This is a genomic window from Psychrobacter sp. Ps2 (assembly GCF_022129405.1).
In the GTDB taxonomy this organism is placed as follows: domain Bacteria; phylum Pseudomonadota; class Gammaproteobacteria; order Pseudomonadales; family Moraxellaceae; genus Psychrobacter.
The window spans coordinates 1-14,653 of record NZ_JADQAM010000057.1 but is presented as its reverse complement, the minus strand read 5'-3'; the positions used below and the strand labels follow the sequence as shown (position 1 = coordinate 14,653).

The 14,653-nt window shown below is 42.1% G+C and carries 15 protein-coding genes; 3 read left to right on the top strand and 12 right to left on the bottom strand.

Features of this window, described 5'->3' with window-relative positions:
• Positions 1 to 811: 811 nt before the first annotated feature.
• Complete coding sequence (locus I3254_RS09365; RefSeq protein WP_238052675.1) at positions 812 to 1,426, top strand: septal ring lytic transglycosylase RlpA family protein; 615 nt, start codon at positions 812 to 814, stop codon at positions 1,424 to 1,426.
• A gap of 161 nt (positions 1,427 to 1,587) precedes the next feature.
• Here I3254_RS09365 and radA read toward each other — a convergent pair whose 3' ends face one another.
• The 11 genes from radA to I3254_RS09310 all read right to left on the bottom strand — a co-directional run bounded on the left by radA (position 1,588) and on the right by I3254_RS09310 (position 12,433).
• Positions 1,588 to 3,024, bottom strand: coding sequence for a DNA repair protein RadA (radA, locus tag I3254_RS09360; RefSeq protein WP_238052674.1), 1,437 nt, complete (start codon positions 3,022 to 3,024; stop codon positions 1,588 to 1,590).
• Positions 3,025 to 3,402: 378 nt separating this feature from the next.
• The gene (lptB, locus tag I3254_RS09355) at positions 3,403 to 4,182 is read right to left on the bottom strand and encodes an LPS export ABC transporter ATP-binding protein (RefSeq protein ID WP_101205036.1); all 780 of its coding nucleotides are present in this window, start codon (positions 4,180 to 4,182) and stop codon (positions 3,403 to 3,405) included.
• Positions 4,183 to 4,256: 74 nt separating this feature from the next.
• Entirely contained in the window at positions 4,257 to 4,745 is a 489-nt protein-coding gene (lptA, locus tag I3254_RS09350; RefSeq protein ID WP_179799007.1) for a lipopolysaccharide transport periplasmic protein LptA, read from the bottom strand.
• 158 nt (positions 4,746 to 4,903) lie between these two features.
• Complete coding sequence (gene lptC / locus I3254_RS09345) at positions 4,904 to 5,488, bottom strand: LPS export ABC transporter periplasmic protein LptC (RefSeq protein ID WP_102094540.1); 585 nt, start codon at positions 5,486 to 5,488, stop codon at positions 4,904 to 4,906.
• Positions 5,485 to 6,051 (bottom strand): HAD hydrolase family protein, encoded by a 567-nt coding sequence (locus I3254_RS09340; RefSeq protein WP_102091770.1) that lies wholly within the window; start codon positions 6,049 to 6,051, stop codon positions 5,485 to 5,487. The genes lptC and I3254_RS09340 overlap by 4 nt, the downstream gene beginning before the upstream one ends.
• A gap of 77 nt (positions 6,052 to 6,128) precedes the next feature.
• Entirely contained in the window at positions 6,129 to 7,121 is a 993-nt protein-coding gene (locus I3254_RS09335) for a KpsF/GutQ family sugar-phosphate isomerase (protein WP_101205038.1), read from the bottom strand.
• 220 nt (positions 7,122 to 7,341) lie between these two features.
• On the bottom strand, positions 7,342 to 7,869 hold the full coding sequence (gene hfq, locus I3254_RS09330) for an RNA chaperone Hfq (RefSeq protein WP_101205039.1): 528 nt from the start codon (positions 7,867 to 7,869) through the stop codon (positions 7,342 to 7,344).
• Between the two features lie 327 nt (positions 7,870 to 8,196).
• A complete protein-coding gene (miaA, locus tag I3254_RS09325; RefSeq protein ID WP_238052673.1) occupies positions 8,197 to 9,363 on the bottom strand; it encodes a tRNA (adenosine(37)-N6)-dimethylallyltransferase MiaA in 1,167 nt (388 codons plus the stop codon).
• A gap of 82 nt (positions 9,364 to 9,445) precedes the next feature.
• A complete protein-coding gene (mutL, locus tag I3254_RS09320) occupies positions 9,446 to 11,239 on the bottom strand; it encodes a DNA mismatch repair endonuclease MutL (protein ID WP_238052672.1) in 1,794 nt (597 codons plus the stop codon).
• A gap of 53 nt (positions 11,240 to 11,292) precedes the next feature.
• Complete coding sequence (gene tsaE, locus I3254_RS09315) at positions 11,293 to 11,823, bottom strand: tRNA (adenosine(37)-N6)-threonylcarbamoyltransferase complex ATPase subunit type 1 TsaE (protein ID WP_238052671.1); 531 nt, start codon at positions 11,821 to 11,823, stop codon at positions 11,293 to 11,295.
• Positions 11,816 to 12,433: a 6-carboxytetrahydropterin synthase gene (locus tag I3254_RS09310; RefSeq protein ID WP_160022666.1), complete on the bottom strand. Its 618-nt coding sequence runs from the start codon at positions 12,431 to 12,433 to the stop codon at positions 11,816 to 11,818. Before I3254_RS09310 ends, tsaE begins: the two co-directional genes overlap by 8 nt.
• A 351-nt stretch (positions 12,434 to 12,784) precedes the next feature.
• On the opposite strand from I3254_RS09310, the gene I3254_RS14325 reads away from it, so the two are divergent.
• Entirely contained in the window at positions 12,785 to 12,907 is a 123-nt protein-coding gene (locus tag I3254_RS14325; protein ID WP_021815223.1) for a hypothetical protein, read from the top strand.
• 108 nt (positions 12,908 to 13,015) lie between these two features.
• Here the strand turns inward: I3254_RS14325 and I3254_RS09305 are convergent, their stop codons facing one another.
• The gene (locus I3254_RS09305; RefSeq protein WP_057760460.1) at positions 13,016 to 13,348 is read right to left on the bottom strand and encodes a YnfA family protein; all 333 of its coding nucleotides are present in this window, start codon (positions 13,346 to 13,348) and stop codon (positions 13,016 to 13,018) included.
• Between the two features lie 207 nt (positions 13,349 to 13,555).
• On the opposite strand from I3254_RS09305, the gene htpX reads away from it, so the two are divergent.
• Complete coding sequence (htpX, locus tag I3254_RS09300) at positions 13,556 to 14,464, top strand: protease HtpX (protein WP_238052670.1); 909 nt, start codon at positions 13,556 to 13,558, stop codon at positions 14,462 to 14,464.
• Positions 14,465 to 14,653 lie beyond the last annotated feature (189 nt).

The following is a 14,653-nucleotide window of genomic DNA, read 5'->3' as shown; positions in this document are numbered from 1 at the left end:
TGTGTGAGAGCTTAAAGATTAACCGTTCGCTATTTTTTTTGCCATTAATTTGTCGCCAATGTTCAACACGCCCTAATGATTTGATAAAAGACAATGAGCCATAGCGCGAAGAAGAGTTTTATTCTTAGCGCTATGGCTTTTTACTTTAATGGTCTTTATATAATGTATGTTCGTATAGATAATAATAGTTACAAATCCGAAATAATTGTTCGTTTTAACGCCTCTTATTTTTAATAGTAAATAGGCATAATTTGCAATATGAGTTAACCACCCATAAGTCTAGAAAGATTTTATTCCTTGTTTTTTACAAAAAATTGCGTTAACCTCGTTTTACTGTACTCTGATACATAACCCGTACATAGCTACTAATAAACTTTGCATTTAAATATATTTAGGTTGTAGCGTAGCCGTATAGTTAGCATCTTGTAGATTCCAGACTTTCAAATACACTACTTAATTAATGGTTTGATAACAAAGCGATACGCGATGTCCTCTTAACCCTTTATTAACGTAGCATTCTAAAGAAGTTTGTAGATCGCACATCATGTAAATACGACATATAGTGACATTGTCACTTAGTCCTGATTTTGGACTTTGTATTCAATGCTTATCGCTAACTATCATTTGAGCGTATCATCAGTCACTCTATCTATTAGATGTACTGAATACTGATGATAATGAAATGAAAAATTACCATATATTAATATCTATAAGAGCCGCTCATTAATCAATATGAAAATAATAGATTAATGCCATGCTCAATCTAAAATATTTAGAGTTAGGTTTTGATGTATAAGTTATAGAGGTATTTATGAACAAGCGTTTATCTGGTTTACTTACAATGTCAGCAATGTTATTTGCTGGCTCTGCAGTCGCTACCAATGCAAATGCTGTAGAAACAAAGACCACACTTGCTATGATTTCGCAAGATAACGCCTCCCACATTGACCGTGTACTTGGTGAATTAAGCCGTCAACATGATGGTGCATCAAGTTTGGTAAAGTCAGCCCGTCAGCCGACTTCATTGGCACTTAGCAGCTCATTGTTAGCCAATGATACGACGCAAGTTACCAATGACGAAGACGTACTAGAGCGCCTAACAGCTGTTGCCTCTAACTCTGTCAGTAAGTTCAAGCAAACTGGCCTCGCGTCTTGGTATGGTCGTAAGTTTCATGGTCGCAAAACTGCCAGTGGCGAAACTTTCGATATGAACGGTTTAACTGCAGCGCATCGCTCATTGCCATTGAACTGCTATGTTAAAGTTACTAACAAGACCAATGGCAAAAGTGTCGTGGTAAAAGTTAACGATCGTGGCCCATTTCATGGTAACCGTGTATTAGACTTATCTTATGGTGCCGCCAAAAAACTCGGTATTACGAGCAAAGGCGTGGGCAACGTTGCTATTGAGCGCGTTGCAGGACCTTAATTTTAGGTATCAGTTTTAAAGACCAATAATATTACTAGCCCATATAGCAAAAAAGCCTAACTAATAATTAGTTAGGCTTTTTTTATGGTTCATATTTATCGCTCTAGGCTCATAGTAGCGACTGAACTACTCAAAACAAAGTGCTATTAGTCCTATGTACTTTATAACTCAAATGCGCTTTCGATAGCGTCATCCAGGCGCTCAACAGCAATCACGTTGATACCTTTAAACTGAGGCGCATCCTTAGCAGGTGCATTGGCCTTTGGAATGATGGCATGCTTAAACCCATGTTTCATCGCTTCCTTCAGGCGCTCTTGTCCATTAGGTACTGGACGGATTTCGCCAGATAAACCAACTTCGCCGAATACTGCTAATGAAGATGGTAACGCTCTCTCTTTAATACTTGAAGCACAGGCCAACAGTACGGCCAAATCAGATCCCGTTTCTATAACTTTGACGCCACCAACAACGTTGACATAGACATCTTGTCCACTGGTATGTATCCCGCCGTGACGATGCATCACTGCTAGTAGCATGGATAAACGTTGGAAGTCTAAACCCAGTGCCATTCTTCTAGGCGAGCCTTGTGAATCATCGACCAAGGCCTGCACTTCTACTAGTAACGGCCTTGTACCTTCACGGCTGACCATTACTACAGATCCAGCAACAGGTTTGTCATAACGACTTAAAAATATCGCTGATGGATTGGCGACTTCTTTGAGCCCCATATCAGTCATACCAAAGATGCCCAGTTCATTAACCGCACCAAAGCGATTCTTGACCGCACGAATCATACGAAAACGCGAGTCAGACTGGCCTTCAAAATAAAGTACGGTATCAACCATATGCTCTAATACTCGCGGACCTGCTAGCGTACCTTCTTTGGTTACATGTCCTACTAAAAATAGTGCCGTTCCCGTTTGCTTAGCATAGCGCGTCAAAATCGCTGCAGACTCTCTAATCTGACTGACACCACCTGGTGCAGAGTTAATAGCGTCTGTATAAATTGTCTGAATAGAATCAATAATAGCGATGGCTGGCTGCTCTTGCGTTAATGCAGCACAGATAGTTTCTACGTTAGTTTCGGCCAGTACACGCAGTCTATCAGCAGGCAAGTCTAAGCGTTTGGCTCGCATGGCTACCTGTGCAAGTGACTCTTCACCCGTCACGTATAACGCACTACCTGCTAGTGAATCCGCCCGTGCCATATTGGTCGCTGTTTGCAGCAAGATAGTTGATTTACCAATACCCGGATCACCACCGATTAACACCACAGAACCTGCCACCAGACCACCGCCGAGTACGCGATCGAACTCACTGATACCGGTTGGCAAGCGTGTGTCGAGCGTGACGCTTACTGCGTTAAGCGGCATGACAGCACTGTGAGTACCAGAGTAGTTACCAACTGGTGCACTGGTACCACGAGTAGCAGCTCTTGCGTTATTGGGCTTCGCGGTGCTTTTATTGTGATGGGGCATGCTGACATTTGGGGCTTCGACCAAGCTATTCCATTCCCCGCAATCCGTACACTGCCCGGCCCATTTACCAAAATGCGCGCCACAATGCTGACAGACATAGCTGCTTTTATTTTTTGCCATAGCTTATAAGCCTTATTCAGAGGATCAATCGAGAATAATGAAGGTAATAATGTCACGCTTTATAAGCGCTGATTCAAAAATATTTGTCATGATAAGTCAGCCATTGGTTTTGCAAGCTGTACTTGAAAGAGGATGGTGTTAATTATAGAGATAAGTAGTAACGGGCTTATAAGCTCTATATAAAATAGTTTTAGCCAGCTCTATTAGTTAATCAGAAAATACAAAACTGTTGGTATAAATTTTACGCAGCGTTTGGAAAGCAAAATGCATAGGAAGTAAGGAAAATCTATAACAGCATAACGCTACTTTAACGGCACCTTTTTGTTTTGAGCGCACTATATAAAATAGAGTATGAGATAAGAGATTTAATGCTCTCACTTATACCTGGAAGTCTTTACCTAGATAAACAGATTTTACTAAATCATTTTCTAACACTTCAGCTGAAGTGCCTTCTGCAATGATAGCGCCTTCTGATACAATATAAGCCTTTTCGCAAATAGCCAGTGTATCTCGAACATTATGATCGGTGATTAAAACGCCAATACCGCGATTTTTAAGCGTCAAAATAACATCTTTAATATCGCCAACAGAGATAGGATCTACCCCTGCAAAAGGTTCATCCAATAAGATAAACTTAGGATCAGCAGCCAATGCTCGCGCAATCTCACAGCGACGACGCTCACCGCCTGACACGCTCATACCCTGAGACTTGCGCACATGTTCTAAATGGAACTCGCCAATCAACTTTTCAAGTTCTTGCTGCTGTTCAGCTTTACTTAATTCTGTACGAGTCTGTAGGATAGCTAAGATATTATCTTCGATAGATAATTTACGAAAGATTGATGCTTCTTGTGGTAGATAGCCGATACCCGCACGCGCTCGCTCATGCATTGCGTATTTAGATAAATCCATTTTACCTAACGTAACGCGGCCCTTATCCATATTGACCAGTCCCACCACCATATAGAAGCTTGTCGTTTTACCAGCACCGTTAGGCCCCAACAGTCCGACGACTTGACCCTGTTCGACAGAAAATGAAACGTCTTTGACTACCCAACGCTTTCCATAGCGCTTGCCTAAATTTTGCATAGTCAATCGAGCGACAGGCGCCGTATTGGTGTTTGATGCCGATAGGTCTAGATTTTTATCATCACTCATAACTTACTCTTACTTTCACAAAATTTAAGCATTGCTAAAGGCAGACTTATTTACTCATAGCCTGTTTATTTGGATTAACGTACGCCACTTTGGTTTGTACCATTGTTAGGCGGGAATACCAGTTCAACGCGCTGATTGCCGCCAGCAGTCGCTTCAACATCACCTGCTTTTAGGCTATAACGGATAACATTACCAGCGAAGCTTGCACCATTCTGAACCAGTTTTGCATTGCCAGTTAGCGTAATAATCCCAGACACTGCGTTGTAGTCAATCTTGTTAGCCTGCCCTTTTGCCAAGCCTTTTTCTTGTGTGACTACTTGCTGCATAGTCGCTGGACGGCCAGTTGCTACCGCTGAGTTAATGCTACGCTGCTGAGATAGATTGACCGTGATATTGTCGGCCGTCATCTTAAACGTACCTTGAGTAATAATGACATTACCTGCATAACTGGTCACGCCGGTACGCTCACTATAAGTGGCTTTATCCGCTAGCAATTTGATCTGCTGATTAGAATCTGATGGCAATGCATGACTATATAGCGGTAGCGCCAACAACATCACCATTGGCAGTGCGCGCAATTTGTGCAAGCAGAGTGATGATGCGCGTAAAGTAGGCAAAAATTTAAGTTTCATATAAATAACTCATTTCATAATAGGTGGTAGGATTTGCAAACTTTATGCTAGCTGCTATTTTTTGACACAGTAAATAAGAAAGACTTTGATTAAAACAATGCTTTGTCTTGGCGTTCAGATGGAGAAAAGGCAACAGCAACTTGGCCAAATTCATATTCACCCGTTTCAAGATTGGCAGTCATACTAGAGGCTTCAAATCGATTCATGCCTTGTTCGATTTTCACAGGCGCGTCACTGTATACTTTGCCTGATTTCGTATTACCTTTTAGCGTACTACCAGTCACTTTTATCGGTTCGATCTCAGGGGTACTCTTATTGCCTTCGCTCACCAGTGTAAATCCACCTGATAAACTAAGCTCCCCTGTCTGTTGACTAATAGCTGCACTGCCCGCTTGAATACGATAGCGTTGCTCTGCAGATGGTTCCCAATTCATGGTAATGCCTGACATTTCATCCTGATTGGTCTCAGGATTATGCGTCAAAGACTCAGCGGTAAGCTCGTATTCGGTTTCACCTTGTTCATTGGTCTGCACGGCTTTGATATCAGTGGCTTCATAATCGACATCTGTTGTTTCAATATTGACTGGCGGCGTTACGTCGCCTTGCTGCTGAAAAAACCAACCTGCGATACCAGCAATAATTAAGGCTAATACAATTAAGACACGTGTATTCACGACTGGTTATCCTGAGTTTGCGCCTCATCAAGCGTATAATGCGCGATAAAGTCTTGATAATGTCCATGACCTTTTAAAATAAGGTCACATATCTCGCGCACTGCACCAGTACCGCCAGCACGAGTCGTTACCATGTCACTGCGCTTGATAACTTCAGCATGCGCGTTAGGTACGGTTGCCGCGAATCCTACTGTTTGCATTGCTTTGATATCCGGTAAATCATCGCCCATATAGGCACAGTCGGCAGCAGTGATATTCAGGGCAGGATCTAAAGACGATAGCAGCTCGTTTAATGCGATTAATTTATCATCACGGCCTTGAACCACATGGTTGACGCCCATTTCTGCTGCGCGCTTATTCACCATTGCACTACTACGACCGGTAATAATGGCTGTCAAAATACCGTAACGGGCTAAAGACTTAACACCCACACCATCATGTACTGAGAACGCTTTGGTCTCAACACCATTGGCATCATAGATGATTTGACCATTGGATAAAATACCATCGACATCCATGACCAATAGTTTTACTTGTCCGGCTTTCTGTATCAAGTCCTGCATTATTTGTCTCTTTTTAATATTTATTTTCGAAGCGTTATTCTATATAGCTTAACTATTTCAACGGCAACTCACAAACCTTATTTGACCCCAGCTTGTAGCAAATCATGCACGGTAATAATAGCTTCTAAACGATCTTCATTATCAATGATCAATAACTGGCTAATACCACTCTCATTCATAACACTTAGCGCATCTGACGCACGCATCGTTTTACTGATATGACGTGGATTACTGACCATTACTTCATGCATTGGCGTTTGTAGATCGATGCCTTTTTCTAACCCTCGGCGCAAATCACCATCTGTGAACACACCGACGACCTTATTGTTATCATCAGTCACTACTGTCATGCCTAATCGTCCGGCAGACATGGTAAATAAAGCTTGTTGCAATGGGGCCTGCTGATGAATCAATGGTAAGTCTTCTGAGTTGGTATGCATCAAATCTTCAACACGCGTCAATAGCTGACGACCCAAGGCACCAGCAGGATGGGATAATGCAAAATCTTCAGAAGTAAAATTACGTGCATGTACTAAAGCAACCGCCAATGCATCTCCAAGCGCTAAAGTAGCCGTCGTACTGGAGGTAGGCGCTAGATTAAGTGGACAAGCCTCTTGCGACTGACCGAGCGTCAATACAATATCAGCTGCTCGTGGCAACATACCGCGCTTATCACGACTGATACTGATGAGAGGGATATTTAGATGTTTGACAACTGGCAGTAGCATCTTGATTTCATCTGACTCACCTGAGTTTGAAATAGCAAGCAGTACATCACCTTTCACAAGCATTCCCAAGTCGCCATGCCCTGCTTCACCAGGATGCATAAAAAAAGCAGGCGTACCCGTTGAGGCAAAAGTCGCTGCTATCTTGCGTCCAATTAATCCTGATTTGCCCATGCCCGTGACCACCACTCGACCCTTACAAGTCAGGATGATGTCACATGCTTGTGCAAATCTGTCGTCAATCTGCTCTGTTAGCAGTGCTAACGCAGATATCTCTGTATTAATGGCCTCGATAGCAGTGGTAATAAATTGCTCATGGGTTAAGTTGTTTTTGGTATCACTCATGAATCCGCTCTATTTTTATAATGAATCAATACGCTATTTTACTACACTATGTTTCATATTAGTAATAGTCTACAAAATCTACACTAATATAGTGCTGCATACGGAATAAAAGAGCTTGCTGCTATCTATACAAAAAAAACCCACTATTATTAGCAGGTTTTAAACGAATAAATCATGTCTTAATGTTTTTTCAGACAACACGCTCGATTAATTCAATACGTTAGCTATTGCTATCATTAGAACCGTCGTTTGGCTTATCTTCAAAGCCGGTGTTATCTACCGTGGCATCAAACCCACGATCTTGGCCGAAGCCACCACGCTCAAACCCGCGCTCTTGACCTTGACCGAAACTACCGCGTTCAAAACCACGATCTTGACCTTGGCTAAAACCACCGCGATTAAATCCACTACGACTCGATGCAAATCCGCGCTCTTCAAAGCCACCAGCAGCAGGATTACTACCACGTTCAAAGCCACCGCCTTGATATCCAGTCGGTGCTGCGCTTTGAGGCTGAGCACTTGTACCTGTCGTCGTACTACTACGCGGGTTACGTGCTGGCACGACTGTTGAAATGGCATGCTTATATACCATTTGGCTCACTGTGTTTTTCAGGAGAACAACATATTGATCAAATGATTCAATTTGGCCTTGTAATTTAATACCATTTACCAAAAAAATAGAGACAGGAATGCGGTCTTTGCGCAGCGAGTTCAAGAACGGATCTTGTAAAGTTTGTCCTTTTGACATGAAATCTCTCCTAAATATTATATAGTTATGTTTTGAGTGCCAATTATTTTAAGTGTTAATTTAATTATAATGGCTAAAAGGTAGATACAATAAGGTGTTTTCTTTATAAAACGTATCTAAATAAATATTCATTGCTCTTAAGTGATTCCACTTTATCGCGAATACGTTATTATTGTAAATAATTAAGTAACTAGTTGTTTCGTTAATACTTTCTGTCTACAAAAGTCTATAAACCAGACATCATAACAAGGCTCAACGCACTGAGCCAAATTATAACAGCTATCTATGTCAATTTTTGAAACTAATTGTGTTAGCTATCATTGCACCTTAAGACAAGTACTCTCGTGCTTCGGCCATGGTTTCAAACGTTTGTAATATCATACGACTGCTAGCATCAGCCCCGCCCTCAAACTCTACTGTCCCATTCGATGATGCGCTAGGCAATTGCATTACCTTTCTTAGCCATGTGTACTGACGTTTTGCTAGCTGTCTTGTAGCATATAATGCCTTATTTTGCATTTCCTGACAAGCAAGCGCCTCGGTCTCTTGGTTAGCCATATTTGGTTGAGTAGCTGACTGAGCAACATTATCTGAGATTTCTTTTTCTCCGTTGACAGCTGTATGCTTTCCAAAAGCTTCATAAAATTGAGCTTTATCTAGATGAGTCTCATCAAATATCGGATGCTCAATATGCACCAAGTATTCTAGTACTTGCCTGTAGCCCACACAGCGCATCGAAGGTATATTAGGCGTGAGCGGATACTTTTTTAGTAAGTCTATGACTTCAGCCACTAGCCCTTCATTCCACATGATATCTAGACGTTGTTCGATACGATTATGTAGCCATGGACGATCTGGCATTACCGATAGCGCATGCCATTGCTGATTCGAATTATGTGCCAATGCTTGCTTTGGCTTGCGCTGCCAGTCACTTATTGGAATATGTGTTTGTAGATAGACTTCAATTGCTCGCGTGATACGCTGAGTATCAGTAGCATTCAAGCGCTCATGACTTATAGGGTCTATACTCCCCAAATAATCATATAGAGCGCTAATACCTTCTTCTTGACGCCACTGCTCTACGCTCGCCCGTACGCTGTCATCGCTATCAGGCACAGGAGACAACCCATCGAGTAGCGCCATGTAATACATCATGGTACCGCCTACTAATAATGGTATCTTGCCATTTCTATGACACTCGTCAATGAGGCGGGCAACGTCACTGACAAACTCAGCCACGCTATAGCTTTGCGTAGGATCGATGATATCGACCAAATGATGTGGATAACGCGCCAACTCAGCCGCTGTTGGCTTGGCTGTGCCAATGTTCATGTCACGATATATCAGCGCTGAGTCCACAGAAATTAATTCAAAACGACCTGTATCGTATAGCTCGTATGCCAGTGATGTCTTGCCGCTAGCAGTTGGTGCCATAAGACAAACCACGCTATTATCCGCCAGCTTGTGAGGTAGGCTATCAGACGAATGTTGCATAAAGTGGCCTTTCATAATATATGGATAACTCAGATATCGATTGGTTTAATTGCTTTAAGATGTTGTAATTATTTTCAGATATTCAGGATAGCATTAGCTTTACTAAGAGGTGACTGTCTATCGCTTTAATAGCATTGTTCATGATTATTTCAGTAAGATCATTTGCAAAAACTATTGAATCTTGCGCAGACATTTGCGTATTGACCGTTATAAGTTGCTGATTAATCTCAGTAGCACTGCTTGGCAATCTATCTTTTTTGAATACTTGATGACTAGAGGTAAGTGATTCGAACAACTGGCTTACTTTAAACTGCCAGTCTTTAGCACTTATCAGTGCACACTGCCCTTGGTGATAAAATAATAACCAAGGTAGCTTGGTATCATCTGTGTTTAAGTCCATGTCAACAGCTTCTAAATCATTAATGATATCTAAGCAAATCGGCAAAAATGCATAGGGAACTGCTACAGCGGAATAATGTGACGTGCTGTTGTTACTGTTGTTACTATTGTTACTTTGGTCTGATCGCTCATTGATATGAGATCGCAATGACTCTTGCAATAAAGGCTTACTTGAAAGTGATTGGTTTGCAGTAGACTGATAAGACTGTCTAGTAGATTCTACTTGATTATTCTGCCTTTGGTTATTGCTAGACTGACTACTTGAGATGGGCACTTCAGAAGAACGACTTAAAGAAGCATCATTATTTGCCCGTTCCGCAGATATGTATTGGCTATCAGCTTCTGGCTTCGGTACAGATTCAGATGCAGACTCAATTCCAAGCCCAAATTTAGTTACATCGATCGTTTTCAACTGCGTACGAACTGTATGGCCTAAGTGCGCCATAATATTATTCAATGGACTGATTTTGATACGTTGTTTAGATGGATGCACATTGATATTTAACCATTGCGTTGGCAAATCAAAATACAGTGCATACCCCATACCTGCTAGCTGCGCACCTTGTGCCAGTTGACGTATTTGATTGCTAATTAACGCTTCTTTTACCAGTCTGCCATTTACATAAATCAGCTTTGGTAAGTCAGATTTTTCATAATGCAATGGCCATAACCAACCACTAATCGCTGCTTGATTAGCATTGCTACTATCATACTCTACAGACGACTGTACCAGACTCGACAAATCTATCGATATTGCTAATGCATTATCTATCAATGCCATACCAGTCGCTTGTTCCAACCGCGGTAGTGGCAAACGACTGTCATTATTACCACTAATACTCGTAGCACTTGCAGATAATGATAGACGCTGTTTATTGTCATGAAAAAGTGTCAAAGCAACATCGGCACGCGCCAGTGCGACTTCACGGACAATGGTTTCGATATGACCGAATTCAGTAGCAATAGATTTTAGGTTGCCACGGCGGGCAGGCACGTTAAAATACAAATCTTTTACGACAATCGTGGTACCACGGTTATGGACAACTGGTAACAGTTTCGGTGTGTCATCCAATACGCCAGCGACCTGTAATTGACGGCCAATGCCACTATCATCATGACTACTGATTAAGGTCAAACGCGAGACAGCAGCCATCGCCGCTAACGCTTCACCGCGAAAACCTAGCGTCGTAATACCATGCAAATTAGCAACGTCAGCAACCTTACTGGTCGCATGACGAGTGATGGCCATAACCATGTCATCAGGATGAATGCCGACCCCATTATCCACTACCTCAATCAGGCCCATACCACCTTGAGTGATGCGCACCTCAATATTGGTCGCACCAGCATCGATGGCATTTTCCAGCAACTCCTTGACCACCGCTGCTGGACGGGTCACCACCTCACCTGCTGCTAATTGATTGATTAGCAACGGCGATAGTTTTTTAATACGGGTATTAGGATGATTATCTGGCATTTATAGATGTCATATTTTTGGAAAGTAGCGATTGGTGTAATTTAGATATTCATTTAGATGCTAAGTTGCGATAGATCCAAACCCTGCGCTTGACCTGCCTTTGACACTTTCAACTGCACTTGGCGTGCTTCAGTGTCGTTATCATCGCTTACACTTTGGGTCATATCGATGAATAACGTAGGCGGTGGCAAATAGCTATCCGCGCGGCTAGCCCATTCGATGATGACTAACGCTTCAGGCTCATCAAGATACTCGTCAAATCCAATAAAAGACAGTTCTTCTGGATCTTGGAGACGATATAAATCTGCATGATAAACCGGCTTGATCGAACCATCTTTTCGCTGAATACTATAAGGCTCAACCAAGGTATAGGTTGGACTTTTTACCGCACCTGTATGACCAAGCGCTTGTAACCAATAACGCGTCAATGTCGTTTTACCAGCGCCCAAGTCCCCTGCCAGCCACACGCTACCTGTCAGTGGTAATGTCGCTAATTGCTCAGCCAATGATTGAGTATCTTGCTCAGAGTTTAATATCAGAGTCTTTAAGTATTTGCCATTTTCTATAGATTGACCATCACACATTAGGCTGAACCTGCTCTGTCTGTACCTGCATGGTTACGGTTGGATTGGTAAAGCTTTCACCGCGAATCAGCTTGGCATACAGCTCAGAGTCAGTCCACTCAGCACGAACCTGCTCACTGAATTCAAAGTCCTCTAAAACTAGCTTACCCATTTGAGCGTTTGCAACATCATCAGCAAAACACTGCGCATACCCTGTCGCCGTCTCATGGGCAATCACTGAGTACACGCTGACATCTGCTTCACCATTTTGCATTTGTGTCTGACGTAGTATTTCTTGTGCCCAAAAGAATATCACTCGTGAAAACTGCTCTGCCGATGGCGAAACTGGTAGGCTGATCCAACGTGCGCTAAATTTCTTACACGCTGCGACATACTCAGGATCATCTTTGTTCCAAAAGCAAATGGCATGATCAAAGCTATCGATAATGTCTTTGATAGAAGATTTTAGTAGGCCAAAGTCATAAACCATTTGCCCATGGTCTAAACGAGTGGCCTCAAGGATCAGCTCAATCTGATAGCTGTGACCATGAATCGAATGCTTACAACGCTCAGAACTACAATTACGAACGATGTGAGCATTTTCAAATTTGAACAGTTTACGAATACGCATAATAATTTGACCAAAACAGTAAGCACTATGGTGCTAAATGTTAATAAATAAGAGTTTGCCGCGTTTGTGAATCGGTTTATGGCTCATTATAGCAAATCGCCATGTATCCGTAAGTAAGCACTTATTAATACAATGATTGATTGAACGAATCAATTGATGAACTAGGACTAACCGTAAACATAAAGAATTTGAATGATACTTGAATCGTAGACGAATTGTGCGAGCGCTATCTATTACTAAAGCTTAAGCCTATACTCTATTAAGTAAACAGCTATGTTAGCTGTATTCACACTGTCTTGAATTCGCTTAACTTTGCGTAATGAGTAGTGTGCTGTAAAAAAGGAAACGATGATGAGCAAAGGTCAAGATAGTAAGAAGAACGTTAAGAAAAAGCCCCTTTTGACTGCTAAAGAGAAGAAAGCTGCCAAACAAGCCAAGAAAGACGACAACGGTAGCATCTTAGGCAAACATTAATAATCGATAGATCAATATACCAATCTGACCTAACCGTTTGATTGGTATTTTTTTGGTTCGTCATTGGCTTTTAGCTAAGCCCTGTCTTTAATTAAGCTTAGGTTTTTATTAAGCTCCACGCGGCGCAAACATAATAATCGCCATTCCTAATAGCGCAACTACCGAACCCACTATATCCCACATGGTTGGTCGTATACCATTGACCGTCCACAACCATAAAATCGCCATGCATATATAAACACCACCATATGCAGCATAGACCCTGCCCGCAGCAGTCGGATGTAATGACAGCAGCCAAACAAACGCGACCAAACTCAGCGCACCAGGTATCAGTAGCCAGATTGACTTGCCTTCTCGCAGCCACAGATAAGGCAGATAACATCCTGCAATCTCAGCCAATGCAGTAAGCGCAAATAGCCCAACCGTCTTTAATTCTGTCAAAAATCACTACTCCTCGACCGTAATAAACCCAGTCAGATATGGTACAGCATTCCCCAAAATAATCACCCTATCTCTGTCACCTCTTATAAAAGACTATTTTGGCTGACATTACAGTCAAAATCACAGTAAAATCTATCATAACAAACAAACCTCTTAGATAACCGTCTATCGAGGCCATACCGACATTGTAAATAGGAAGTTAGCATCATGATGCGTATTGGATTATTTTTATTAACCAACTTAGCAGTGATTGTGGTATTTAGCATTGTGTTCGGTATATTGTCGAGGTTTTTTGGAATCGGTGGTGTACACAGCGCAGGTGGTCTTAACTACATTAGCCTTGCTGTTATGTGTGGTATCTACGGTATGGTCGGCTCGATGGTATCGCTATTTATATCAAAGTGGATGGCTAAAAGATCCACTGGTACGGTGGTGATAGAATCTCCACGCAACGCGACTGAGCAATGGTTAGTTGATACAGTCGCCAAACAAGCGCGAGCCGTAAATATCGGTATGCCTGAGGTTGGTATCTTTAATAATTCGCAGCCAAATGCCTTTGCGACTGGCTGGAATAAAAATAAAGCCCTAGTAGCAGTGTCGTCTGGCTTACTACAAAATATGAATCAAGATGAAGTCGAGGCCGTATTGGCACATGAGATTGGTCATGTGGCTAACGGTGATATGGTAACCCTTGCCCTCATTCAAGGGGTCGTAAATGCCTTTGTAATGTTCTTTGCACGTATTGTAGGTAGTTTCGTTGACCGTACTGTGTTTAAAAACACTAGTGACCGCCCAGGTATCGGTTACTTTATCACTAGTATTGTGATGGATATTCTGCTTGGGTTTTTGGCGTCTGCCATCGTGATGTGGTTCTCACGCTTACGTGAATTCCGTGCGGATCAAATGGGCGCAAAATTGGCCAGCCGCGAAAAAATGATCAGTGCGCTTGATGCGCTTCGTCCTTCTGCACAGCGCCCCGACCAAATGCCTGAGAGTATGAAAGCGTTTGCAATCTCATCAGGGCAAACGCAGGGATTTAGTATTGCTAATCTATTCCGCTCACACCCCACGCTTGATGACCGTATTGCGGCGTTGAGAGAATATAATCCTAATTAATGACAATCGATTTAAAACCAACTTGCTACTTGTTAGCAGGTTGGTTTTAAAAAAATACTTTATATAGAAAATTAGAAGTTAGAGTATGAATACTCAGTCACTATCATTTTATTTAGGGCGTGTTGAACATTCATAATTTGAGCCAGATATAAGCACAAGCAAGAGCGACCGTATTTTCATAACTCTGCT

Excerpts from the sequence above, each read along its gene's own strand:
- I3254_RS09365 (WP_238052675.1), top strand. The coding sequence starts at position 812 with ATGAACAAGCGTTTATCTGGTTTACTTACAATGTCAGCAATGTTATTT.
- radA (WP_238052674.1), bottom strand. The coding sequence starts at position 3,024 with ATGGCAAAAAATAAAAGCAGCTATGTCTGTCAGCATTGTGGCGCGCAT.
- lptB (WP_101205036.1), bottom strand. The coding sequence starts at position 4,182 with ATGAGTGATGATAAAAATCTAGACCTATCGGCATCAAACACCAATACG.
- lptA (WP_179799007.1), bottom strand. The coding sequence starts at position 4,745 with ATGGTGATGTTGTTGGCGCTACCGCTATATAGTCATGCATTGCCATCA.
- I3254_RS09340 (WP_102091770.1), bottom strand. The coding sequence starts at position 6,051 with ATGCAGGACTTGATACAGAAAGCCGGACAAGTAAAACTATTGGTCATG.
- I3254_RS09335 (WP_101205038.1), bottom strand. The coding sequence starts at position 7,121 with ATGAGTGATACCAAAAACAACTTAACCCATGAGCAATTTATTACCACT.
- hfq (WP_101205039.1), bottom strand. The coding sequence starts at position 7,869 with ATGTCAAAAGGACAAACTTTACAAGATCCGTTCTTGAACTCGCTGCGC.
- miaA (WP_238052673.1), bottom strand. The coding sequence starts at position 9,363 with ATGCAACATTCGTCTGATAGCCTACCTCACAAGCTGGCGGATAATAGC.
- mutL (WP_238052672.1), bottom strand. The coding sequence starts at position 11,239 with ATGCCAGATAATCATCCTAATACCCGTATTAAAAAACTATCGCCGTTG.
- tsaE (WP_238052671.1), bottom strand. The coding sequence starts at position 11,823 with ATGTGTGATGGTCAATCTATAGAAAATGGCAAATACTTAAAGACTCTG.
- I3254_RS09310 (WP_160022666.1), bottom strand. The coding sequence starts at position 12,433 with ATGCGTATTCGTAAACTGTTCAAATTTGAAAATGCTCACATCGTTCGT.
- I3254_RS14325 (WP_021815223.1), top strand. The coding sequence starts at position 12,785 with ATGAGCAAAGGTCAAGATAGTAAGAAGAACGTTAAGAAAAAGCCCCTT.
- htpX (WP_238052670.1), top strand. The coding sequence starts at position 13,556 with ATGATGCGTATTGGATTATTTTTATTAACCAACTTAGCAGTGATTGTG.